Genomic DNA, 22,847 nt, shown 5'->3' with positions numbered 1-22,847 from the left:
TAGACTTTAAAAGCCCAGTAGCTATTACTACAGGGCTTTTTCTAACTGCCAGTACTTTGGTATTTTTGTAAAAATACCCGCCATAACTGATAAATTAGGATAAAAAAGAATACACACGCGGCAGGAACTAACAGTAGCCAGACCCACTCATGCTTAACTGCAATTTTTTCTTGTGGAATTGAAGCAACCCAGCCGATTGGCAAGATAAAGGTCATAATTAGCCTTAAAGCCGACGAATAGATCGCTAACGGATATTTACTCATGTCAAAAAAGTCAAATGTTGTTTCTGCCAAGTTGGCTAAACCATTAGAAAGTAGTGCAACTATATTACCTAATACGGCCAATCCCAAAAAGATGAGCGAAGTAAAAAGTGAGATAAAAATAAACATGACCGTGATATACCACGGATTATGTAACTGCATATCCACAATTATCAACAGCAACAGCGCAACAATTAAATCGCCCCACGCATCTTCATCGACTCGTTCATTAACAAGCTGAAATAAAGGATTGACGGGTTTAATTAAGATTGTATCTAAGCGCCCGTCATGAATATAATCAGAAATGTTGAGTGCATTGATAAAAAAGCAACGAAAAATAGCAAAAGCTAGAGTTGCCAAGGCGTAAGTTAAAAGCAATTGTGCAAAACTATAGCCTTTAATGCGGGGCACAATATTAAAAATAAATCTTAAAGCGAGGATATTAAGCAAGTTTTGAATGATCATCCCTGCTAGCGCAAAATAAAAGTCCAGGTCATAAACAGCAAGTGATTTTAAATTTACTTTTAAATAAGTGGCTAGCAATTTTAAATATCTCATTATTACCCTCCTTGAATCACAGTCGAAACAACGGAGCGTTTAAACAAGAATTTAAAGAGCACGTTGAACAGGATAATGTAGAAAAGCTGGATCAAAACTACTTGAATAAATAAACTCCACGATGGCTTTTGTGCCAGCATTCCTACTGCACCAAATGAATACTGAAATGGCAGAAAAGATGCCACCTTTTTAATTACGGCAGGATAAAAATTGGTCGGAAAAATATTGCCAGCTAATACCAATAGTATTGCTTCTTTAAAAGTGGAGATGCCCCAAATACTATAAGTGTAAAAAGAAAATGTCCCTAAAAGCAGTTCCAGCTCAAAATACAATAAATACGCCAAAGTGGTTGTTACTAAGACCATTAAAATTGTGCTCACTGCAATTTGAAAATTCAGATTCCATAAACAAACTAATAAATCCACTGTACCAATCACTGCAAATTTGACAATTGAATAGCCGATGCTTTCCCACAATAGTTGCGTTGCAATTGCTACTGGTTTTAACAGGTCAAGTGCAATATCACCAGAACGAACTTTATCATTCACATCGTAGCTGGTTTTAGGAAAAAGCACGGTCAAAAGCTGCATTAATACCAAATAACTAATTGTTTGTTTAAATTCACCGTTTGGCTTGCCAGTTAGAACAGCTTGCCACAAAAAATACTGTACGGTAAGCGAAATTAAAGATGAAAACAGCCAGAAAATTAAGGCATATTTTGAGGCTAGACCTTTTTTTATTCCTATTTTAATGAGCATTAGTCTATATCTCATTATTGCACCTCCTGCTGTTTGAGGTGCGCCAATAAATATGCCAATTTATTGCTCTTAACTTCAATATTGGCAACTGGGATGCGGGCAGTAATTGTACTTAACACTTCTTTCAGATTTTCTTGCTTAATGCCTGCAATCTGGTATGAACCGTTTTTAAGCTGCATCATGTTGGGCCATTGCTTAATTAAATCAGCACTTAATTTATCTGCACTGGTAAACGTGACCGTTGTGGGCACATCTAATTCTGCTAGTTGTAGACTACTTTGATCTAATACCAACTGACCTTTATTCAAAATTAAAATGCGTGAGCATACTTTGGCTACTTCATCGAGATCGTGCGAAGTGAAAATGATCGTTTTATCAGTTAATTGTTGTAAAAATTGCGTGATGCTATTTTTAGTCAGAACGTCAAGTCCAATTGTGGGTTCATCTAAAATAAGCAGTTCAGGATCGTGAATAAGAGCTGCAATAAATTCAGCTTTCATCCTTTGACCCAAACTAAGGGTGCGCACCGGTTGCGTTAAAAACTCGGTAGCCTGCAACATCCGCGCTAACTTTGTTACCCGTTTGGTAAAAATATCCTCCGGTACTTGATATATTTCACGGTTGAGTTTGAAGGTGTCTATTGCGGGCAAATCCCAGCGCAATTGACTTCTTTGCCCAAACACAACCCCTATTTTGGCCGCATTCTTTTGTCTGTTATTAAGCGGATCTCTGTCAAAAGTTTTGATACTGCCGCCATCAGGCTGCAAAATACCTAAAATCATTTTGATCAAAGTCGACTTGCCGGAACCATTTAACCCCACTAAGCCAACATGATCTCCTTGATAAATCTCTAGAGAAACATTTTTTACTGCGTCAAAAATGCGATATTCTTTGTGAAACAGCTTAGCTGCTTTCACCTTACGATACCGTTTCGCCAGGTTCTTGGTTTCAATTATCATTAATTATTCCCCAATGCTTAATTCAGAGTGCAGATTTCTTCCCCAATATAGAAACCAACACTCACCTTGAACCGGCGTTTCCAAATCATAGCGCCATTATAGCGCTTAATTTTTATTTTTCCAAACTCTTGCAATTACTTTGAAAACAAAGCCAAGATAAAAATGGCCACAATTACCAAGATATCTGCAAATTTCATCTTTTCTTTAAGGAAAATATCGCCAAAGATGACGCTGTATAAAGAGGTCATGTTTAAAAAGATCCAGGCAATGCTTGAGTTGGGTGAAGACGTTGCCAAAGTATAAGTTACTTGCGCTAAAAGAGTCAAAACCGCCCGGGAACCATAAATTAGATAAACCTTACCTTTGAGATTTTCAGCGCTGATTTTAAGAGTTTTGTTTTTATAAATAAAAGTAATTAAAGTAATTAAGCAGCGCACATAAATTGTCATGATAGTAAAAAAGACCAGATCAATCGGTTTGATTAGGCCTTTAGTTAATAACGGTGAAAGTGCTGCTTGAATAATCAATAAGGGCGCAATCACAGCGAAGGTGGTCAATAAAGTTTTTAAATTTAAATTATTGTGGCGCTGCTCGAAAATAATATAAATAACTACTATTACAGTGGAAATAATCGAAACCAGATATGAAGATTTGCTAAAGTAACCCATAGTCAGCAAGATAGCCCAAGGAATAAAAAGATCGGTCACTTTACTCAAAAGCACAGACTGCATAATTGAAACTTTTTTGAACACATAACTGTAGCCATAAGCGACGACCTGAGCCAAAAAAGCATATAAAAGGACTTTAATAAGATAGTTATTGGTTATCCTAGGACTAGGAAAACTGTGCAGGACGTAAATTAGAAAGAAAGTTACTAAAACCGAACTACAAATATTGTTTAAAAAGTTCACATCAATTGAGCTTTGCTTCCGATACCCCATTTGGTAACGGTCAATAACTGATATTATTCCCCTGGAAAATGAAGAAATAGTTGCAAAAATAATCAACCACATATTACTGATAATCATGGTTCCTCCGAATGACAAATTTTGTTTAAAACTATTATTAATATTTTGGTCTTTGCAGCCACAATTAAAAAGTCAGAGAAATAGTTATTACCAGTAACTAGACATTGTGCAGTTACTAAAATACAGCCATTGGACATACAAAGTTTAAATGTATTCAAATGATATCCAGTAAAAACTAATCATAAAAATACAGTATTTGGTTTGAATATTATTTTATTATACACCAAGTTAAAAATTCAAAAAAGTAGCTGTGAATTCTAATTAAGGTTTATAAATGCCAGCGACAATCTGTTTAAACATTAAAAGCAATATGCTAAAAAAGACTAGGATTTTTTCGCCCTAGTCTTTTTTATATTATTTACGCTTTACTATATGCCAGTCCTCGTTTTAGTCTCTGCCAAAAGCTGGTATCTTCTGTTTGTAAAATTACGCCTTGATAGATTTTACTAATGTATATTGTCAAGCCAATAATACTTACTATTAAAATCTCCAGCGACAGAATAACTTCCATATTGCCAACATGACCATTAATTATACGAATTGGCATCATGAACGAGGAAAAGAATGGCACGTAGGATAATACTTGTGGCAGAATTTGTTCTGGGTTAGTAATAAGCGCAAATGACAGGAAAAATGCAATGAGGGAAAGCATTGTAGTACCTTGAGCAGCTTTTGAAGAATCTTCAGGCTTAGCTACTAAAGCTCCTGAAAAAGCTGCTAATATCGTATAAATAATTACACCGAGAATCAGGAAAACGAGATTGACATTTACCAAATTGCCCAGAATTTTATTTATGACTGCTTGGTTGTTATGCATGAAAGAAGACGTAATTTTTGCATGCAATGCCCAGCGGTAAGTTGCCCAACCGCCTACAATATAGATTGCGAGTTGAGTAATAATTACGCCGAAAATACCCAAAATTTTGCCTAAAAAATATTTTGCAGCAGTTGTACTGGAAAAAATGATTTCCATAATCTTCGTGCCTTTTTCAGAAGCTATTTCTTGAGCTGTAATGCTACTGTAGGACATCAAAACCATGTAAACGACCATAATCACAATAATTAATGACACCATTTTAACCAATTTATCTCCCTGATGATTTTTCTGGAGTATCTCACTATATTGCGGTTGCTGCTGCAAGGCTTTGAGTTGGTGTGGTGCTAATTGCGCCTTTTGCAAATTCAGTTGACTCTGCAAGACTTGTAAATAGCTTTTTACTTTGGGCTTTAGTTCATCATCAATAGATGATATTCCATGATAAATGGCCTTAACCTGCTTTTTTTGCGTTTCAAATACCAAGTAGCCATCAATCTTTTCTTTTTTGACAGCCTTTTTAGCAGATTCAGCGGTTTTAATTTTAGCATCAACATATTTATCATTATTTTTAATAAAGTTTTGGCGAACTTGCTCATTGGAACTGATAACTGCAATCTGACTGTCTGGATCAGAACTAGCACCGATAGCTCCTCCTAAAGCACCACAACCAATTATGAAAAATGGACCCAGAATCAAAAGCAGAAAAGACCAAGACTTAACTTGATGCCAATAAGTTTGCAGCGTTACAGTCCATAATTTATTCATGTTGTTCACCAGCTTCCATTCTAAATATTTCGTCAAGTGTTGGTGGCTGTTGCCGAAATTCTTCAATATATTCTCCATTTGTTAAGGCATCAAAGACTTCCGCACCACTATTTTCATCGTCAATTCGTAAAAGATATTGACCATGCAACTTCTTTTCCACTTTTTCAACGTGAGGAAGCTGCTGCAATTCTGCAAGCGACTTGGTAGTTTTGCAGTAAATTTCCGTTTTACCAAATGAGTCACGAACAGCGTCAACTGTACCACTTAAAACAACTTGTCCCTTTTTTAGCATGATCAAACTATCGCAAATCTCCTCGACATTTGACATGTCGTGACTGGAGAAGATAATTGCTGCATTATTCTTTTTAGCATCTAAAACTGCGTTTTTAAGCAAATCTGCATTTACCGGATCCAAACCACTAAATGGTTCATCCAAAATAATTAATTTTGGCTGGTGAATCAAAGTACAAATTAATTGCACTTTCTGCTGATTACCTTTCGAAAGTGTTTTTATTTTGTCGCTTTTCTTGCCCTGAACATCAAAGCGTTTTAACCAATCATCGATTTGCGGTTTTATCTCTTTCGCTGGGCGGTTTTTTAGCTTCGCCAAATAAACTATTTGTTGTTCAATAGTCATTTTGGGTAGCAAACTGCGTTCTTCCGGCAAATAGCCGATAGTATCAAAAGTTTTTTCAGTAATTGGTTGCTGCTCCCAAGTAATTTTTCCTTCATAGTGCAGAAAGTTTAAAATACTATGAAAAGTCGTGGTTTTCCCCGCTCCGTTTTGACCAATCAAACCCATAATTTCACCGGGGTGAATTGTAAAGTTGACATCTTGAAGCGCCGGGAAAGTATCAAACTTTTTACTTAAATGTTCTACCTTTAGCATTGCCCCCTCCTTTTTATTCTAATAATAACTTTGTTTTAAGTTTACTACAGAATATAATATATTAAAATAATCGAAAAATTAAACCATAGTTGAATTTAAGTCATACCTAATTATATATAATGCACATGTTGACAATACTAAAAAACAGGTTTAATTCCCTATTTTAGAAATTAAACCTGTTTTTTGTATAGCAAAAATGTTTATCCTATTAATAAATCGTTGGCTTTAACTGCTGCACCATTATCCTGATTCAATTTGACTTCTTTTTCATAGCCGCTGGTGAATACAACAATAACAGTTGGATCTAGTTTATTTTCAGTTACTACGTTCTTATCAAACACTTCTAGTTTTTGTCCCTGCTTTACTTCATCATCTTGGTTCACCACTACTTCAAAACCTTTTCCATTTAGATTTACAGTATCAATACCAATGTGAATAAGTACTTCGACGCCCTGTGCCGTTTGAATACCTATAGCATGTTTCGTTTTGGGAAGTGCCTCAATTTTACCACTTACAGGTGCATAAACTGTTACTTTATCTTCTTCAGGGACAATAGCAAAGCCATCCCCCAACATCTTCTGGGCGAAAGCCGGGTCATTTACTTCTTCAATTTTTTCAAGTTTGCCACTAATTGGTGCAGTGACCGTCAAATCTTCTTTTTTCTCTTGCTTTTTGCCAAACCACTTAAACATTCTTCTTACCTTCTACTTTCATTATTCTTAATTCATTTATTTCATATTTTATTACAGTTTTAGCATTTAAACTATTAACAAATATATAATTTTGCTTTTGGTCAGGAAAAACCCATAACGAAAAAACTTTTTCTCCATTTTCTAAGAATATTTCTGCAGAGGAAATATCCTGAAACAGCAGGCACAATAAAAATACGGTTTTAAAAGAACTTGTGAATTTTTTAATTAAGCAAAAAGCTAGGGTTTCAGCTTAAGCTGACCCTCTCTCTATTAAAGAAACATCTACAATGATTTTCTGCGGCCTTTTTACCGCTTTAGGCTTTGTAACTTGTTCAATTAACTTGGTACAGGCAATTTTAGCTATAGTTTGCACATCTTGATGAATAGTGGTTAATTCAGGGACACTATATTGGGCTATCGGCGCGTCGTCAAAACCAATTACTTTTAAATCCTTAGGCACGTTAACGTTAATATCACGTGCTGCTAGAATAATATTCACAGCTAGTGAATCATTGGTCGCAAATATTCCAATTGGCGCAGAATACCGGGAAAAAATCCCACGTAAACGCGAACGGATAATTGCCCTTTCCTCCTGTAAACTTGCCCTTTTCGGAACAACCAAAATTCGGTCTGCATCAAAAGTGTTAAATTCTTTTTTGTAGGTATCAACATAACCCTTGATGCGTTCTTTGATAGAAGGATATTCCTTCTCATTTTTAAATAAAAAAGGTTTAGTGTGTGCTGAAATCAATTTATTGGTTGCTAAAGCTGCACCTTTATAATGATCTGAACCGATAAAATAGTAATCCGTATCATTCTGAGCTTCACGATCTATATATACTAGCGGAACAGAATAATTAAGACTTTCAGATTGGAACTTAGTACGCCCAGATATGACAATAATACCATCAACGAGACGGGCATTTAGCATATCAATACTTTTGCGTTCTTTAACTTGATTGTTGGAAGTATCACAAATTATAGTGGAATAATTTTGATTTGCTAATTGATTTTCAATCAATTCAACTAAATTAGAAAAAAAAGAATTGCCTAAATTAGGCACAATAATACCAATTGAATTGGTTCTTTTCTGCCTTAAACCCTTGGCAATGCTATTAGCGTGATAATCATATTCATTGACTACGTCCATCACTTTTTTGGCTGTCTTTTGAGAATAACTGCCACTATTATTAATTACACGAGAAACAGTTGAGATTGATACTCCGCTTAATTTGGCGATTTCTCGAATTGATATGTTTTTATCCGTCATCTTTTTTGTTTACCAATATATTGAAAATTTAAGGAATTAGAATTACTTGTCTCAGTAACTTTTATTTTAACACAACGTGTGGCAAATACTAATGTTGCAGGGTTTTAAGCAATTTTTCAATAGAAACGTTTCCTTTAATTCTTGGTTTTTTATCTAATATTTGCCCTGTAAACGCATACTTGACAAAAATACAACACTAAATTTATACTAATTAATGGAAACGTTTCTATTTTTAATAAATAATGAATAATAAGCTATTTGCTTTAGAGGAGATTTTAATGATTGGGATATTAGTCGCTACTCACGGAAAGTTCGCTGAAGGCATTCTGTCAGCAGCAAAAATGATTGTCGGTCAGCAATCTCAAGTGAGTTTCGTTGAATTCGCAGAAACGGATAGTATTGATGGTTTCAAGGACAGAGTGTATCAAAGTTTAAAATCTTTTGGTAAAGGAGCAAAAGTCTTGGCTTTCTGTGATATGTTCGGAGCCAGTCCTTATAACGTTTTGGTGCAAAATTATCCACAACTAAATAAAGATATCGAATATCAGGTTTTTTGCGGCGTAAACTTGCCCATTTTGATTGAAGCACTTTTGAGCAGAAACCAATATCAAAGTCTGGATGATTTCACCAAGCATCTGCAACAAATGGCAGCAGAAACCATTAAAATTCAAAACTTTGATTTTTATAAAAAGGGGTAACAAGAATGGCAGAAATAGTTTTAACGAGAATTGATGATCGCTTAATTCATGGTCAAGTAATGACCGCCTGGGTCAAAAAGACCCACGCCAATCACATTATTGTCATTGACGATAAAGTCGCCAAAGATGATTTTATGATTGAAGTACTTAAAATGTCTGCTCCTACGGGCATTAAAGTAGATGTTTTTGATTCTGATACTGCTATCACAAAGCTGCAAGACTTAGACAATTTTAATGACGATAAAATCATTATTTTAGTCAAAGAACCACTTGTAATTGAAAAAGTTATTGTCAGCGGCATCAATATAAGCAAATTAATTATAGGAGGAATGGGTGCAAGAAAAGACCGGCAGCCATTTTATCGCAATATTGCAATGAACGACGAAGAAAAAAAGTCTTTACAAAATATTATTGATAAAGGTGTCAAAGTAACCATTCATATTATCCCTGATCAAAAAGAAGTTGATGCTGAAAAATATCTGCATTGAGGGGATTTAAAGGAGGCAAAAAATGTTAGTATCAGCAATTTTGGTGTGCTTAATTGCAACCATCGCAAATTGGTGGCCCAGTCAGTTATTAACTAGGACTTGGTTTTATCCTTTATGGACGGGATTACTAGTTGGTCTGGCTTTAGGAAAACCAATGCTGGGAATGCAGGCAGGTGCGTACATTAATTTGGCATATTTAGGTTGGATCACTGCAGGTGGAACCATGCCGGGCAACCTGCCAGTTGCAGCCGTTTTCGGTCCCACTATGACTATTTTGGCAAATGCTAAACCCAGTTTGGGGGTGTCTTTTGCAGTACCATTTAGTCTTTTTGGGATATTAACCTTTCAAATTACCATGTCATTGAACTCTATTTGGGTTCATCGTGCAGAAAAATACTTAGATCAAAATAATATCAGGGCAATGAGAATCATGAATTTTGTCCCCTCTGGGATTTTAAATTTCCTGGTAACTGGTGTTCCTGCATTTATTTTAGTTTATTTTGGCGCTGGAACTATGAGAAATCTTCTAGCCAGCATCCCTAATTCGTTAGTTCAAGCTATGCAGGTCGTAGGTGCGATCATGCCTGCTCTTGGTATTGCAATGCTGCTTAATTCATGGGAACTAAAAAGTTAATGCCTTTTTACTTCTTAGGCTTTCTATTAACTATTTATTTAAAGCTCGACATTATCGGCGTAACTGCACTGGCTGTAGTAATGGGAGTTGTATTCTATCAAACAGGATTTCTGGAAAATAAAAAGAATAATGAAACCCCGAAGGAGGTTAATTAAATGCCTAAACTATCTAAAAAAGACCTGCTAAAAAACTGGGCCTTAATATACTCTAATGAAGCAGCTTATAACTATGAAAGGCTGCAAGCTCTCGGTCAAACCAACGCGATGGTACCTATAATGAGAAAGCTCTACCCCAACGATACCAAAAAGCAGGCACAAGAGCTTAAAAAATACATGATTTTTTACAATACTGAACCATCTTTTATAGGAACAGTTATTCCCGGAATAGCCACAGCTATGGAAGAACAAAGGGCCAACGGTGCGGAAGAAATAACGGATGAAACCATTAATTCCCTAAGAACAGGTTTAATGGGACCAATAGCTGGAATTGGCGATACTTTAAGCCAAGGGATAATTTATCCGATATTAGCTGGAATTGGCTGTTCATTAGCAATCGCCGGCAATTATTTAGGGCCATTATTCTTTGAGGTAGTTTACAAAACTTTACTTATTGTTATCGGCTGGAATATGTATAAATTAGGTTATAGTCGGGGAAAATCCTTCATTTTACAAATAATGCGTGAAGGGACAATTAACAAGCTAACCGATGTTTTTGGCATGATTGGCTTAATGGTAGTTGGATGTATGACTGCCTCACGGGTAGCAATCAGAGTGCCATTGAAGTTAAACATTGGTAATGTCCACATGAACATTCAAAGTCAGGTTTTGGATGCTTTGATGCCTGGGCTCGTTCCGCTGGCTTTAACATTATTCGTATATTGGCTAATCAGAAAAAAGATTAATGTTAACTGGATAATTGTCTTTATCTTTATCATTGGTATCGCGTTTAGTTATTTAAATATCTTTGGAATTATCAAGTAGGAGCTTAATATGAAGGCTATAGAACTTAAATCAATTGGAAAATTAGAGTTAGTTGAAAAAGAAAAGCCACGTCCGAAAAAAGACGAGGTTTTAGTTAAAATTAAAGCCTGTGGCATCTGTGGTTCAGATTTACCCCGCGTTTACCAAAATGGCACTTACCATTTTCCCACCGTTATAGGTCATGAATTTGCCGGAAAAGTAGTAGAACTAGGCGAAAACGTTGATCAAAAATTATTAAATCAAAGAGTAGCAGTCTTTCCGATTTTGCCATGCTTTCATTGCCGTTCCTGCTTATCGGGTGACTATGCCCAATGCGATAATTACAGATACTTTGGTTCACGCAATGACGGCGGGTTTGAAGAATACTTGGCAGTACCAGTATTCAACTTGGTGCCCTTAACAGACAATATTTCTTATGAAGAAGGGGCAATGATTGAGCCTGCAACTGTTGCTCAACATGCAATTCAAAAATCTGGTCTAAAATTGGGTGATAATGTGGTTGTTTATGGAGCTGGCCCTATTGGCATCATGGTCGCCAGATGGGCAAAGCTGGCAGGCGCAAATCATATTGCTTTATTTGATATTGATAACGACGCCATTAACTTTGCACAAAAATTAGGTTTTACCAATACCTTCTTCAATGATGGTCAAAACAATTTAGAAAATATTCAACAAGCCTTCGGCGGAGAGCTAGCTGACATTGTGGTTGAAGCAACCGGTAACACACATTCCTTCAATAACTGCGTTCAATCTATCACAAAATTTGGTACCATAGTATTGCTGGGAAATCCCCATTCAGATATGACTTTAAAACGTGCTACCTACGATCAACTAATGAGAAAAGAAGGTAAAATAATTTCAGTGTATAATGATGTTTATAAGAGATATCCTACAGATGAATGGTCAACCACCCGAAACGCACTTGATAGCAAAGAGTTAAAAGTCCATGATCTAATCACCCAGAGGGTAGCAATTGATGAAGTAACTGATTTATTTGAGCATATCCACAATAAAGAAATCTTCTCATGTAAATCAATGATGGTAATAAAGCATAAAGGATAAGAAAGGAACTAATTTAATCAATGAAAGTATCATTATCTTTAATGTGCATGAATTTGACAACAGTCGCAGAGCATATAAAAAAACTTAATTCTTTTACCGATAATTATCATATTGATATTATGGATGGACATTACGTCAGAAATCTCGCTTTATCAGTTGATTTCATCAAAGCTATCAGGCCTTTAACTAATAAAACTATTGATGCACACTTAATGGTAGACAATCCTGAAGACTACATCAATGACTTAATTGCTGCTGGAACCGACTTAATAAATATCCATGCGGAAAAGCTCGACGGACAAGCCTTTCGCTTGATTGATCTCATTAAGCAAAGTGACAGGCAAGTTGGCGTCGTTATCAATCCTGAAGAAAATATTGCAGATATTTCCCAATATCTTAACTTGGTTGATATGGTTACCGTAATGACCGTAGACCCCGGCTATGCTGGACAAAAGTTCATTAAGGAAGCATTATTAACCATTAGCCAGCTAAAAGATTACCGTAAGCAAAATAGTCTTCATTTTGAAATTCAAATTGACGGCTCCTGTAATGCCGAAACTTATTCAGATCTCAAAACAGCCGGTTCTGATATTTTAGTTCTCGGCAGCAGCGGCTTTTTCGGGTTTTCGCAAGACATAGACCAATGTATCAAAATGGCCGCAAAATACTTAAATTAAAGCTAAATAGTTTTATACAAGCAAAAATGCTCAGTTGCAACTGTCTAATTGATTAGCTGCACTGAGCATTTTTTGCCAACTAATTTTTAACTTGCAGTCACTAGAAAACCTAATACCTGCTGATTAATTATGCTCTGCGCCCCTTATGTCAAGCCCTCTATTTTGATTATACCGCATATCTTAAATAAAAAAGCTCCAACGTTTGCTTAGCGTTGAAGCTTATCATTTACCTTATTTTGCTTACAATTAACTATTACAAAAATTTTATCAGTACGCCCACCGTAGCTACCACTGTTAATATTAAGATTACTTTGTTAGCACTCATCCTTTTAGATGAAATCAGCCAAAAAGTAAACAAAACTGCAATTAGAGGTAATAGCCCCGGGAAGAACCCATCAATAATAGTTTCAAGTGGTTTGGTTTGTGATCCAAAAGGAATCTTGACGGTTGTTTTTAAAGCAATTGTCGAAGCAGCCAGACCACCGATAACAATTATACCTAAAACTGTAAACATGTTGGTCAGACGTTTAGCACTTTCACCAACAATTTTATCCACAGCAGATACGCCTAACTTGTAGCCGCCTTTAAAGCAAATTACCTCTACAATAGTAATAATTACCGCATAAGTTACAATGTAAAATAACGGGCCTAAGGGGCTGCCACCCTTAGATAGTCCCATCGCAATTGACAAGAGTGTAGGAATTAGAATACCTTGCATCAATGAATCACCGATACCAGCTAAGGGGCCCATTAAGGAAGCCTTAACATCGACGGGCATCTCCTCACTGACGTTAGTGTTGCCCATACCAATTTGTTCTTCAAGTGACGCTACAATACCATTAACCAGTTGTCCGGTTTGTGGTTCCGTATTGTAAAAAGGCGAATGCCGCTTAAGCAGGCGCTGATAGGCTTGATCATTATTTTTATAATATTTATTGCCTAAAGGCATATATGAAACTGCCCACGCAGCGCCGTGCATCTTTTCATAGCTCATTGCAGATTCAGGCAAGAACATATATCTTAAAAAAATTGACCGTAATTCTTTTTTAGTTAAACGCTCCGGCTTAGCCTCTTGGGCTACTGGCGTTTGTTTATCATCTTGATTAGCCATTATTTTGCCTCCTTAGAATAAATCTGCATCTTCGTATTCATCTTCGGTTTGAATCGCTTTTGCTGTGCCAGATGAATTACTACTATTATTGCTGCCAGTTTTACCGGATATCTGGTAGACAATATAAGCAATTAAAACGGCAATAAATACTAAGCCAATAGTACTCATTTTGGCAAAAGCAATCATTGCAAAGCCAAATAGAAAGTAGATTAATTGTAGCTTATTTTTAATCAGCATATTCATTAACATTGCAATACCAAGAGCAGGCAATAAGCCACCCAGCACCGTGATAATGCTGGTTATTTGCGTTGGAATTACTTTGAGTAAAGCCTCAACTGCTCCCCTGCCAAAGTAAATTGCCGCCCATATTGGCACTGCACGTACTAAGAAAGTAATAATTTGCGGCCAAACGACTTGGTCCATAATAAGGGCATGTTTATTAAAACGGTCAATGTCACGATCCGCCCTATGATTAAAATAGGAAAAACCTGCCATTCTTAAATTATAAAAAATTAAGCCAAATGTTTGACCAATAAAAATAGCAAGAGTAACTGCAATTGCAGGGTCTTTGGTTGTAGCCATTGCTAAACCGATGCCGCCATAAGAAGCATAAGTGATTTCCGTACTTGAAGTTCCGCCAGTATGCATTGTCGCAATGAAAACCGCTTGTACAGCTAACCCGCAAAGTATACCTGCCTTAACATCTCCAAAAATCAAACCACAAATGAAGCCTGCAATTAAAGGTCTGCCTAAAATATAGAATCCGTAGGCAACGCCACCCATAACGATACTATCAACTGCTCCTAAGTATCCGAAAATACCAACTAAAGCAGCTTGCCAAAAAAGAGCCATATTCATTTTTATCCCTCCTTGGCTTTCAACTCATCGTAATGTTTTCTAACCTCAGGCCACGTTTTTTTCTTTTCATCCGGAATCAGTTGAAAAGAAATATTTATGCCATGGTTATACATGTAGTCAAATGCTTCATAATCTTTATCATCAAGGGCTAAAGTTCTTTCAACGACTATTGCCCCTTCACGCGTATTCATTGGTCCTACATTCAGTTCATTACCCCAATCAGCGCCGTTTTGCAGAAGCTTAGCAAAAGTTTGGGGTGAATTTGATATTAAGAAAAAGTTTTTGTGTGACTGTACCCCCTTTTTAATTATTTCTGGACCTTTATCATCGCTAAATATACCTACTTTTAAGTTTCCAGCTGCTGCTTTTAAAACTTTTGTTCTGAGTTTATCGTGAATGATCTTATCACCCACTACTAAGAAACCATCTATGGGTCTTTCCTTCGACCATCTCGTGGTGGTTTGACCATGAATCACACGGTCATCCACTCTAGCTAATGTTATTGCCATAGAGAAACACCTTCCTCTAGCTAAAATTCAATATCTTGATTTGTGTCCGCTGTTTCTTTAGCTACACAAACTCCTTCCTTACCGAATTTTTCAGCTAAATCTGTGATTTCATCTAAACTTGGCTTGCTAGTTAGTGACAAGCCGACTTCCAAAAGCATAGGCAAATTAAGACCCGCTACAATTCTGATCTTTTGCGGATTTTGAAGATATTTTGCAAAGCACTCGTTATAAGGCGAACCACCCTTAATATCGCAAAGGATTAATAAATCATCTGTTTCTTGATCTATGATGTGGGCAAGTTCTTTTTTAAATTGACCAGTATCATCAGGACTTAGTCCTAAATATTTAATCTGATTGGTTGAACCTGCAAGCATTTGATAACTGCTATAAATGCCTTTTGCCATATTCCCGTGTGTTGTAATTAATATCTTCATTATTTGTACCTTACCTATATAAAATAGAAGTGACTTTATATTGATCAGTTCTAAGCAAAGCGTCGGAGCATTCTATCGGCTCATCATTTGCGGCAAAAGTAACTTGATTTAATTCTAAAGCAGCATCATTTGGTGCCAATTCCATTATTTTTGCCTGTTTTTTGTTTAGATTACGTGCTGAAAAATTCCTGATACCATATTTAATTTTTATTCCTGCATCTTTTTCTATTGCAGCAAATAAAGCAACATTATTAAAATCTACTTCTGCTATTTCTGGACATTTATCAAGAGAAATCCAATTAAAAGTAAGTATAGCCGGCGTGTCTTCAACACTTCTGAGACGTACCAAATACAATACTTTCTGCTCTTTATCTATTTTTAACTTTTTCTGGATTTCTTTAGTAGGCTCGACAATTTTCTTTTCTATCACTTGCGTGGAAAAATTAATATTCTTGGCTTTCATCGTTTCGGCATACGAGACTAATTCTTGCGCAAAAGGATAAGAAATCTGCGGTTTCGTCACAAAAGTTCCTTTACCCTGGACTTTTTCCAAAGTACCTTCTTTGACCAGCAAAGAGATTGCCTTTCTAACAGTCCCTCGTGCTACTCCCAGATTGTCAACAAACCATTTTTCAGATGGAATTTTGTCGCCGGGTGTTAATATTTTTTTATTAATGTCTGTCTTTATTTGGTTCGCAATTTGCTGGTAAATGGATATTGGAGAATTGTTATCTATTGATATATTACTCATAGGGATTCATTCCTTCTTTAAAAGTTATTTATTTATAGTATAATCTTTGTTTTTATTATAAAGCATTATACTATTCGCCCTAAAAGCAATATAGCTAAATAAATTAATCAGCTATAGAATCATCATTTCCCTTTATCCCAGTGATAATTTGTGGCCCTGCGCTCGTACCCAGCAATGATGCTCCTGCTTCAAGCAAAGATAGAGCCTGTTGTCTGGTTCTGATACCACCAGAAGCTTTCACTTCACATTTGTCTTGCGCAATTCTCTTTAATAATTGGATGTCATCAATGGTAGCGTGACCACCTTTACCCCAACCACTAGAGTTTTTCAGATAAGTGGCACCAGCATCCCTGGCAAGTTCAGCTGCCTTAATCTTTTCTTCGCGTGTCAACATACCAAATTCGAGCATAATTTTAACAACCTTGCCGCCTGCTGCCTTGACCACAGCGGCAATTTCATTTTGGTATTCATCATACATACCAGCCTTTAGGAAGCCGACATTGGGCATCCAGTCAAGTTGATCTGCCCCGTCCGCAAAGCATCTTTGAGCCTCAAACACTTTAACTTCTGTCTTTTGTGCCCCCATTGGAAAACTCATACATGTGGCAACTTGAATGTTGGTACCTTTTAATTCCTCCTTTGCAAGTGTGACCCATTGCGGCTGAATCATGACACCATTAAAGCCAAAGTGCTTGCAATCATCACACAAACCTCTTATATCATCTGGCGTTAATTCTGGATTAACATTAGTATGTTGAATCTTAGAAGCCAATTCCTTATCCGACAAATTTAACATAATAAACCACCTTTCATATTGATTAGCTTGTCTTGCGCAATTACTGTAATCGCTTACAGTTATATATAAACATTCATAGACGTCTATGTCAAGAGCAAAATTAAAATAATGTTTTTTTAGTAAAATAAATACCATATTAGCCGTGTTTAAATTGCTGGGCACTGGCCTTTCATTAAATACAAATATTTCAAAAAGAGCTATCGCACTGACAGCTCTTTTTTGCCTATTTTAAGCCAAAAGACTAATTAAATTTATATCTGCTAAGTTCATAAGGCAATACACCAGTATTATCTTGCACTACTTGTTTTCAGCTAGTTTAACGGCATAATCAATTGCATTTTTTAAACTGACCTCATTAGCTGTGCCTTTAAGAACCTGATCAAAGGCAGTGCCATGATCAACCGACGTTCTGATAATTGGCAGACCCAAAGTGACATTGATTCCTGCAACACTATCCCACTTCTTCTTTTGCTCATCATATTGAAAGCCAATTACTTTTACCGGTATATGTCCTTGGTCATGATACATTGCAACTACAATGTCGTACATCCCGCCATGACATTTGGCAAAAACTGTATCAGCTGGAACGGGACCAGTCACGTTAACACCTTTTGCCCGCATTTCTGCAACCGCAGGGGCAATTTCCTTTATTTCTTCATCACCAAATAAGCCATTTTCTCCTGCATGTGGGTTTAGCCCTGCAACTGCTACCCGCGGATTTTTGATGCCCAAATTACGGCAAACCTCGTCAGCCAGCTTAATACATTCTGCAACCCTAGGCTTTTTCACCAAATCACAGGCTTTTCTCAAAGAAACGTGTGTAGAAACATGAACCACCCTTAAATTGCCGTGGGCGAGCATCATCGTGTAGTTTGGAGTATGGGTAAATTTACCATAGATTTCAGTATGCCCAGCATAGTGGTGTCCTGCTAAGTTCATTGCCTCTTTGTTTAGAGCATTCGTTACGGTAGCATCAACTTCATGGGCATTAGCTAGGTCAATCACTTTTTTGACGTATTGAAAAGCAGCGTTACCCGCCATTTTGCTGACTTGGCCAAACTGCAATTCAGAAATTTCAACTTCGTGCATATCGTAAACATCCATTGTCCCGTATTGGAACTTAGCATCTTTAACGTTAGTAATGGGGTTAAGCTGCAGTTTACGATCGGGTAATATTCCCATTACTTTTTCGAGAACATTGCTATCACCTATCAATAAAGGTCGGCATTTTTCATAAAGTCGTTGATCCTGAAAAGTTTTCAAAGAAATTTCCGGTCCTATACTTGCAGGATCTCCCATTGTAATACCAACAATTGGTTTACCCATCAGTTTTATCTCCTTTTCAACTACTTTTTATATTCACTGTAATACTTATCTATAGTATTTTGAATGGTCGTCACTGCTTCTTTAGTTAAACCATTAAATGGTGCACGTGGCATCCCCACAGGATAGCCCATGACATTAGTTGCTTTCTTAACAATTGTATTCGGATTTCCCAACTTGAAACAATTTCTAAACGGACGGATAGAATCTTGCGCTTTCCTAGCTTCTTCCCATTTACCAGCTTGATAGTATCGGTAGATTGATACCATAATTTCCGGTAATACATTCGCACAAGCGGCAATACCACCGGTACCTCCAGCTTTTAAAGTCCACAAAATGAGAGAATCATTACCTGATATGACTGCAAAGTCCTTATTTCTGGTTAATTCAATGTACTGTAAAATATTGTCGAAATTACCACTTGAATCCTTAATACCAGCAATATGCGGCAAGTCGGCCAGACGAGCCACAGTTTTAGGTGCGAGAGCATTGCCCGTCCTTGCAGGTATGTTATAAAGCAAAATTGGAATATGAACAGCATCATTTAAAGCCTGATAATGCTTAAATAAATCTTCCTGTGAAGCTTGCGCAAACCACGGAGTAATAACTGATAATGCGTCTGCCCCTAACTCCTCAGCTTGCTGCGACAACTGAATTGTTTCTGCCGTAGAAACACAACCTGTGCCCACATATACTGGAACCCGGTGATTTGCCTGTTTAATTACCGTTTCCATCACTTTTAATTTTTCATCATGGCTAAGAATATATCCTTCACCGTTTGTGCCTAGCGTAAAAACTCCGCTGATGCCGGCATTAATCTGCCGCTCAACCTGATTTTTTAACTCTGCATAATTTATTTGACCATTTTCATCCATCGGGGTCACCATTGCTGCAATAATACCCTGAGCAATCTTTGTCTGACACATTTTAAAAACTCCTCCTTCTAAACTACATTACTGCTTTATAAATTTGAGCAATTTCTGAGCGCGTTAATTTTTTCAGATTGTGACTGAGCAAGCGCTTTTGCTCTAGTGCTGAATCAACTAAAAAGTCCAAGTCTGTTTCCTGTACACCAAATTTTTTAAGATCAGTTGGTATTTCGGTTTTTGCAACAATTTCTGCAATCTTAGCAATTACAAAATCGGCTTTCGCACTAGTACTTTTACTGCCTTCTTCCGGCCAAATATTAGTGCAAAGTGCTGCTAAACGATCTTCAATCGCCGGCTTGTTAGTTTCCATGCATGCTTTAAATAAAATGGCATTAGCTACGCCATGAGCAATATGGAATTTGCCACCAAGCGGATACGACAAGGCATGAACTATGTTGGTTCCGGAAGCGGTGATTGCTACACCACCATAAAAGGCACCCAGTTGCAGCGCTTCACGTGCCTGAATATCTTTTGTATCTTGATAGGCTTTAATAATATTCTTAAAAATCAATTTAGCACCAAGAAGTGCCACACCGTCACTCATTACAGTGGCGTTCTTAGCCGTATAACATTCAACGCAGTGACTGAGTGCGTCAATTGCTGACGAGGCAAGAATTGACTTCGGCAGGTTTTTAACATTATTGCCATCAAGCAGAACTAAATCCGGGAGCATTGCATCCGCTACAATACCAAACTTAACCTGTTTTTCCGGAATGCTGACTATCGCATTAATTGTGGCTTCTGAGCCTGTACCCGCAGTAGTCGGAATAAAAACGGTGGCACAGTGTTTTTTTGCTTTGGTCGGATCATTAATCAGATCTTTTACGCTCAAATCGGTATGAAGCAATAGTGAAATCAGTTTGGCAGCATCCATTACCGAGCCGCCCCCGATAGCTACGATCGTATTGAAGTTAAACTGGCTAACCTTCTTAAAAAGAGCATCAACTTGGGTATAGCTTGGTTCAGGTTTAATTTCGGATTCAATTTGATAAGCAATACCATGTGCTTGCAGGTAATCTTCTAGCGGTTGAACCAAACCCGCTTTTAACAGTCCTTGATCCGTGAAAAGTAAAACATTCGTATTTTTTCTGGTTTGCAAAAATTCACCTAATTTGTCCAGTAAATTTTCACCCAGATATACCCTCTGGGGTAACTTTAAAAAAGCTTCTTTCATCACAGTCTTACTCCTTTTCTTCTTTGACCCAGTCTTCTGTAAACTCGACAAAAGCAATATTTTGTCTGAAATAGGTAAACGTCAAAGCAATTTTGCCGTTTATTGTCGGTTTAACTGAGGGATACGAAAATTCCTTATTCTTTTTATCTTTAGAATTATTAGTGAGGGCATAACCGCTGCCTTCGGCAATATTTCTTACATAGGGCCAAGTTTTACCGTTATCTTCTGAAATTGCCACGGTTAATGGTGCCCGGGGCGCACCCCAAAAAGCAGTTTTAGCAGCTTTTTTGTTGGACGTATCCTTGGCCGTGGTTTTTTCGGAAAATAATGATAGTCTTCTCACTGTTGCATCTTCAGCACTGGACTTATTAAAAGCTAAAATTATGTTGCCGTCAGGCAGCAGTGCTGCTTGAATAGATGAGTTATTATTCGGCAAGTCAATTGCCTTAGGTGGCGTCCAACTGCTGCCATCATTAGAAAAAGAACGGTAGATGTTATCAGCCCAGCGACTTCTAAAAAAGCCTACATATCCCGCGTTATTTTGCAGCTTGACAATACTCATTTGAACGCAGCCCTGACTATCGGGGACTTCGTATTCTTTCCAAGTTTGTCCGCTATCCTGCGAAACCCGGACACAACTGTAATCATAACTGCCATCCCACGGTTTGCCGTCATTTTTAACCACACAATGATAAAGGGGCAAAAGCCACTCTCCATTAGCGGTTACAACTAGCGGATGACGAATAAACAGACCACTTTCACCTGGAAATAGATTACTTTGCAAACTCCATGTTTTCCCATTATCATGTGAAACACGATATTGAATTATCGCCGTATCTTCATTTCCACCAACTTGGGAAGTGTAAAGTAGCCAAATATCGCCATCAGGTGCCGCAAATAAAACCGGATTTTGATCGGAACGACCGGGATTGTTCGACATTGGAACCGGCTTTGACCAGCAATCTGTTCCTGCTCTCAATTCAGCCATAAAAATGGTAATGTCGTCTGTTCCTTCTTCAGTACCTGAAAACCAAGTACACAAGGTATCACCATTAGGTAATATCAATAAGTTGGAAGCATGACTTTGAATTCCCGAATCTGGCAACAACATAGTTCTGTTAAATTTAGCAGTTAAGCTTTCTTGTAATTCCATGATATTTCTGCCTTCTTTCCTAAAGAACGTAATTTATTTAAACCAAACATAATCAAACTCGAATCTCCAAAAGCACCAGCTTTAGAAATCATATTAATGCCGTCAAACTCACCACCAACAACGGTTAATAGCGGCATCCCCAAAGCAACTTCTTCTCTAATTACCGTTCCCTGCGCCTTCACAATTCTTAAAATACTTTGTGCAGTTGTACCGCCAGTAACAAATAAGCCAGAAACGGGAAATGCTTTAATCACGCGGCGGCAAATACCTGCCAGTATCATTTGAATGGTGTTCTCCATTTCCGTACCAACTATGCCAGCATCATTAAAACTGGTCTTGGTTTTTATTAAATCTGCCCTTTCTAGTGATGCGGAAGATACCAGGGCCAAATTTCTGCCTTTTTTTAAAATGCGTACAGCCTGGTCAACGTATTCAGAATAATTTTCTGTTTTATAAATTTCATAAATCGGCAAGGCAATGATAGCCAGCCCATTTTCTTTGGCATAAAGAATCTGTTTTCTAGTTTTACTGCTGACGCTGCCAACCAAGGCAATTGCCGGTGTTGCCACACTGCTCTTTTTGACCATTCCTTCAATTAGACCAGAGGAGCCAACCCAGAGGATTTTGCCTTTTAATCCCTGAAATAGAGAAACAATCTTGCAAAAGTCCTCATCATTTTCGGTATCAAAGCCAAAGCACTTTTTGCTCAAATCCAAGTCTTTGTTAGACCGTAGATCTTTTAAAGAATAATATTGCACGCTATTAACGCCAAAGCTTTGGGCCAAGATTGTTTCAACATTATCCTGCAATACCGGTTTAACGGGATCGCAGGCAAATTCCGTTTTGCGCAGTTCTTTGCCACTAACCAGAACTTTCTTATTAATTACCTGCCTGCCTAGCGCCGGCAAGGCTGGTGCAAAAACAACGTAATCTGGTGCAAAACGGTCGTTAATCGCTCTCAATTCAGTAACAATATTACCCCTCAAAGTCGAATCAACTTTTTTATAAACAAAATCGAACTGGTTCATATCAATTGAATTTAAGATTGTTTTTGTTTTTTCATAAGCCGTTTTTTCTGAGTCATTTCGTGTTTCCGTATCAATTACACAAGAAGTGTGGGGAACAATATTAATTGCTGAGAAAAAAACATTTACTGGCATACCTTCTTCTGTAAGCTTAACACCGGTATCATTAGCACCAGTAAAGTCATCAGCAATTATCAAAAATTTAGCCATTTTTCCACCCGCCATCAGATATTCTTTACATAGATAATC

General features: G+C 37.2%; 25 protein-coding genes and 1 pseudogene. 6 read left to right on the top strand and 20 right to left on the bottom strand.

Features of this window, described 5'->3' with window-relative positions:
• Window positions 1–41 precede the first annotated feature (41 nt).
• From H3T47_RS02415 to H3T47_RS02380, 9 genes are all read right to left on the bottom strand, one after another.
• Window positions 42–821, bottom strand: coding sequence for an ABC-2 family transporter protein (locus H3T47_RS02415; protein ID WP_199282444.1), 780 nt, complete (start codon window positions 819–821; stop codon window positions 42–44).
• Entirely contained in the window at window positions 821–1,591 is a 771-nt protein-coding gene (locus tag H3T47_RS02410) for an ABC-2 family transporter protein (RefSeq protein ID WP_199282430.1), read from the bottom strand. Before H3T47_RS02410 ends, H3T47_RS02415 begins: the two co-directional genes overlap by 1 nt.
• Complete coding sequence (locus tag H3T47_RS02405) at window positions 1,591–2,535, bottom strand: ATP-binding cassette domain-containing protein (protein WP_199282429.1); 945 nt, start codon at window positions 2,533–2,535, stop codon at window positions 1,591–1,593. Before H3T47_RS02405 ends, H3T47_RS02410 begins: the two co-directional genes overlap by 1 nt.
• Before the next feature lie 134 nt (window positions 2,536–2,669).
• A complete protein-coding gene (locus H3T47_RS02400; RefSeq protein WP_199282428.1) occupies window positions 2,670–3,563 on the bottom strand; it encodes an EamA family transporter in 894 nt (297 codons plus the stop codon).
• Window positions 3,564–3,921: 358 nt separating this feature from the next.
• Complete coding sequence (locus H3T47_RS02395; RefSeq protein ID WP_199282427.1) at window positions 3,922–5,145, bottom strand: ABC transporter permease; 1,224 nt, start codon at window positions 5,143–5,145, stop codon at window positions 3,922–3,924.
• Complete coding sequence (locus H3T47_RS02390) at window positions 5,138–6,034, bottom strand: ABC transporter ATP-binding protein (RefSeq protein ID WP_199282426.1); 897 nt, start codon at window positions 6,032–6,034, stop codon at window positions 5,138–5,140. The genes H3T47_RS02395 and H3T47_RS02390 overlap by 8 nt, the downstream gene beginning before the upstream one ends.
• A 200-nt stretch (window positions 6,035–6,234) precedes the next feature.
• Complete coding sequence (locus H3T47_RS02385; RefSeq protein WP_052059610.1) at window positions 6,235–6,726, bottom strand: PTS glucose transporter subunit IIA; 492 nt, start codon at window positions 6,724–6,726, stop codon at window positions 6,235–6,237.
• A complete protein-coding gene (locus H3T47_RS09405) occupies window positions 6,719–6,913 on the bottom strand; it encodes a GH32 C-terminal domain-containing protein (RefSeq protein WP_046326526.1) in 195 nt (64 codons plus the stop codon). Before H3T47_RS09405 ends, H3T47_RS02385 begins: the two co-directional genes overlap by 8 nt.
• Before the next feature lie 63 nt (window positions 6,914–6,976).
• Window positions 6,977–7,996 (bottom strand): LacI family DNA-binding transcriptional regulator, encoded by a 1,020-nt coding sequence (locus H3T47_RS02380; protein ID WP_038520602.1) that lies wholly within the window; start codon window positions 7,994–7,996, stop codon window positions 6,977–6,979.
• A 278-nt stretch (window positions 7,997–8,274) separates the two neighbouring features.
• Here H3T47_RS02380 and H3T47_RS02375 point away from each other — a divergent pair, with 278 nt between their 5' ends.
• From H3T47_RS02375 to alsE, 6 genes and pseudogenes are all read left to right on the top strand, one after another.
• Window positions 8,275–8,694 (top strand): PTS sugar transporter subunit IIA, encoded by a 420-nt coding sequence (locus tag H3T47_RS02375; RefSeq protein ID WP_038520599.1) that lies wholly within the window; start codon window positions 8,275–8,277, stop codon window positions 8,692–8,694.
• A gap of 5 nt (window positions 8,695–8,699) precedes the next feature.
• Window positions 8,700–9,182 (top strand): PTS sugar transporter subunit IIB, encoded by a 483-nt coding sequence (locus H3T47_RS02370; RefSeq protein ID WP_199282425.1) that lies wholly within the window; start codon window positions 8,700–8,702, stop codon window positions 9,180–9,182.
• A 22-nt stretch (window positions 9,183–9,204) separates the two neighbouring features.
• A pseudogene (locus H3T47_RS02365) lies at window positions 9,205–9,971 on the top strand (PTS mannose/fructose/sorbose/N-acetylgalactosamine transporter subunit IIC).
• Entirely contained in the window at window positions 9,972–10,796 is an 825-nt protein-coding gene (locus tag H3T47_RS02360) for a PTS system mannose/fructose/sorbose family transporter subunit IID (RefSeq protein ID WP_046326524.1), read from the top strand.
• Between the two features lie 9 nt (window positions 10,797–10,805).
• The gene (locus tag H3T47_RS02355; protein WP_199282424.1) at window positions 10,806–11,858 is read left to right on the top strand and encodes a galactitol-1-phosphate 5-dehydrogenase; all 1,053 of its coding nucleotides are present in this window, start codon (window positions 10,806–10,808) and stop codon (window positions 11,856–11,858) included.
• 20 nt (window positions 11,859–11,878) lie between these two features.
• Window positions 11,879–12,535 (top strand): D-allulose 6-phosphate 3-epimerase, encoded by a 657-nt coding sequence (gene alsE / locus H3T47_RS02350; RefSeq protein ID WP_199282423.1) that lies wholly within the window; start codon window positions 11,879–11,881, stop codon window positions 12,533–12,535.
• Window positions 12,536–12,788: 253 nt separating this feature from the next.
• On the opposite strand, the gene H3T47_RS02345 is transcribed toward alsE, so the two are convergent.
• The 11 genes from H3T47_RS02345 to H3T47_RS02295 all read right to left on the bottom strand — a co-directional run bounded on the left by H3T47_RS02345 (window position 12,789) and on the right by H3T47_RS02295 (window position 22,808).
• The gene (locus tag H3T47_RS02345; protein WP_199282422.1) at window positions 12,789–13,646 is read right to left on the bottom strand and encodes a PTS system mannose/fructose/sorbose family transporter subunit IID; all 858 of its coding nucleotides are present in this window, start codon (window positions 13,644–13,646) and stop codon (window positions 12,789–12,791) included.
• 12 nt (window positions 13,647–13,658) lie between these two features.
• Entirely contained in the window at window positions 13,659–14,504 is an 846-nt protein-coding gene (locus tag H3T47_RS02340) for a PTS sugar transporter subunit IIC (protein WP_038520578.1), read from the bottom strand.
• Between the two features lie 2 nt (window positions 14,505–14,506).
• Complete coding sequence (locus H3T47_RS02335) at window positions 14,507–15,013, bottom strand: PTS sugar transporter subunit IIB (protein WP_038520575.1); 507 nt, start codon at window positions 15,011–15,013, stop codon at window positions 14,507–14,509.
• Window positions 15,014–15,033: 20 nt separating this feature from the next.
• On the bottom strand, window positions 15,034–15,447 hold the full coding sequence (locus tag H3T47_RS02330) for a PTS sugar transporter subunit IIA (protein ID WP_199282421.1): 414 nt from the start codon (window positions 15,445–15,447) through the stop codon (window positions 15,034–15,036).
• A 10-nt stretch (window positions 15,448–15,457) separates the two neighbouring features.
• Window positions 15,458–16,198, bottom strand: a complete 741-nt coding sequence (locus H3T47_RS02325) for a GntR family transcriptional regulator (protein ID WP_199282420.1) — start codon at window positions 16,196–16,198, stop codon at window positions 15,458–15,460.
• A 103-nt stretch (window positions 16,199–16,301) separates the two neighbouring features.
• The gene (gene deoC / locus H3T47_RS02320; RefSeq protein ID WP_038520567.1) at window positions 16,302–16,994 is read right to left on the bottom strand and encodes a deoxyribose-phosphate aldolase; all 693 of its coding nucleotides are present in this window, start codon (window positions 16,992–16,994) and stop codon (window positions 16,302–16,304) included.
• A 297-nt stretch (window positions 16,995–17,291) separates the two neighbouring features.
• On the bottom strand, window positions 17,292–18,320 hold the full coding sequence (pdxA, locus tag H3T47_RS02315) for a 4-hydroxythreonine-4-phosphate dehydrogenase PdxA (RefSeq protein WP_199282419.1): 1,029 nt from the start codon (window positions 18,318–18,320) through the stop codon (window positions 17,292–17,294).
• Window positions 18,321–18,340: 20 nt separating this feature from the next.
• A complete protein-coding gene (gene dapA / locus H3T47_RS02310) occupies window positions 18,341–19,243 on the bottom strand; it encodes a 4-hydroxy-tetrahydrodipicolinate synthase (RefSeq protein WP_199282418.1) in 903 nt (300 codons plus the stop codon).
• Between the two features lie 22 nt (window positions 19,244–19,265).
• The gene (locus tag H3T47_RS02305) at window positions 19,266–20,420 is read right to left on the bottom strand and encodes an iron-containing alcohol dehydrogenase (RefSeq protein WP_199282417.1); all 1,155 of its coding nucleotides are present in this window, start codon (window positions 20,418–20,420) and stop codon (window positions 19,266–19,268) included.
• A gap of 7 nt (window positions 20,421–20,427) precedes the next feature.
• A complete protein-coding gene (locus H3T47_RS02300) occupies window positions 20,428–21,573 on the bottom strand; it encodes an exo-alpha-sialidase (protein ID WP_199282416.1) in 1,146 nt (381 codons plus the stop codon).
• Window positions 21,552–22,808: a four-carbon acid sugar kinase family protein gene (locus tag H3T47_RS02295; RefSeq protein WP_199282415.1), complete on the bottom strand. Its 1,257-nt coding sequence runs from the start codon at window positions 22,806–22,808 to the stop codon at window positions 21,552–21,554. Before H3T47_RS02295 ends, H3T47_RS02300 begins: the two co-directional genes overlap by 22 nt.
• Window positions 22,809–22,847 lie beyond the last annotated feature (39 nt).

The organism is Lactobacillus sp. W8093, assembly GCF_016100925.1.
GTDB classification, from domain to species: Bacteria; Bacillota; Bacilli; order Lactobacillales; family Lactobacillaceae; genus Lactobacillus; species Lactobacillus helsingborgensis.
Note: the sequence above shows the minus strand (reverse complement) of the source record. Positions and strands in the feature narration are given on the sequence as shown.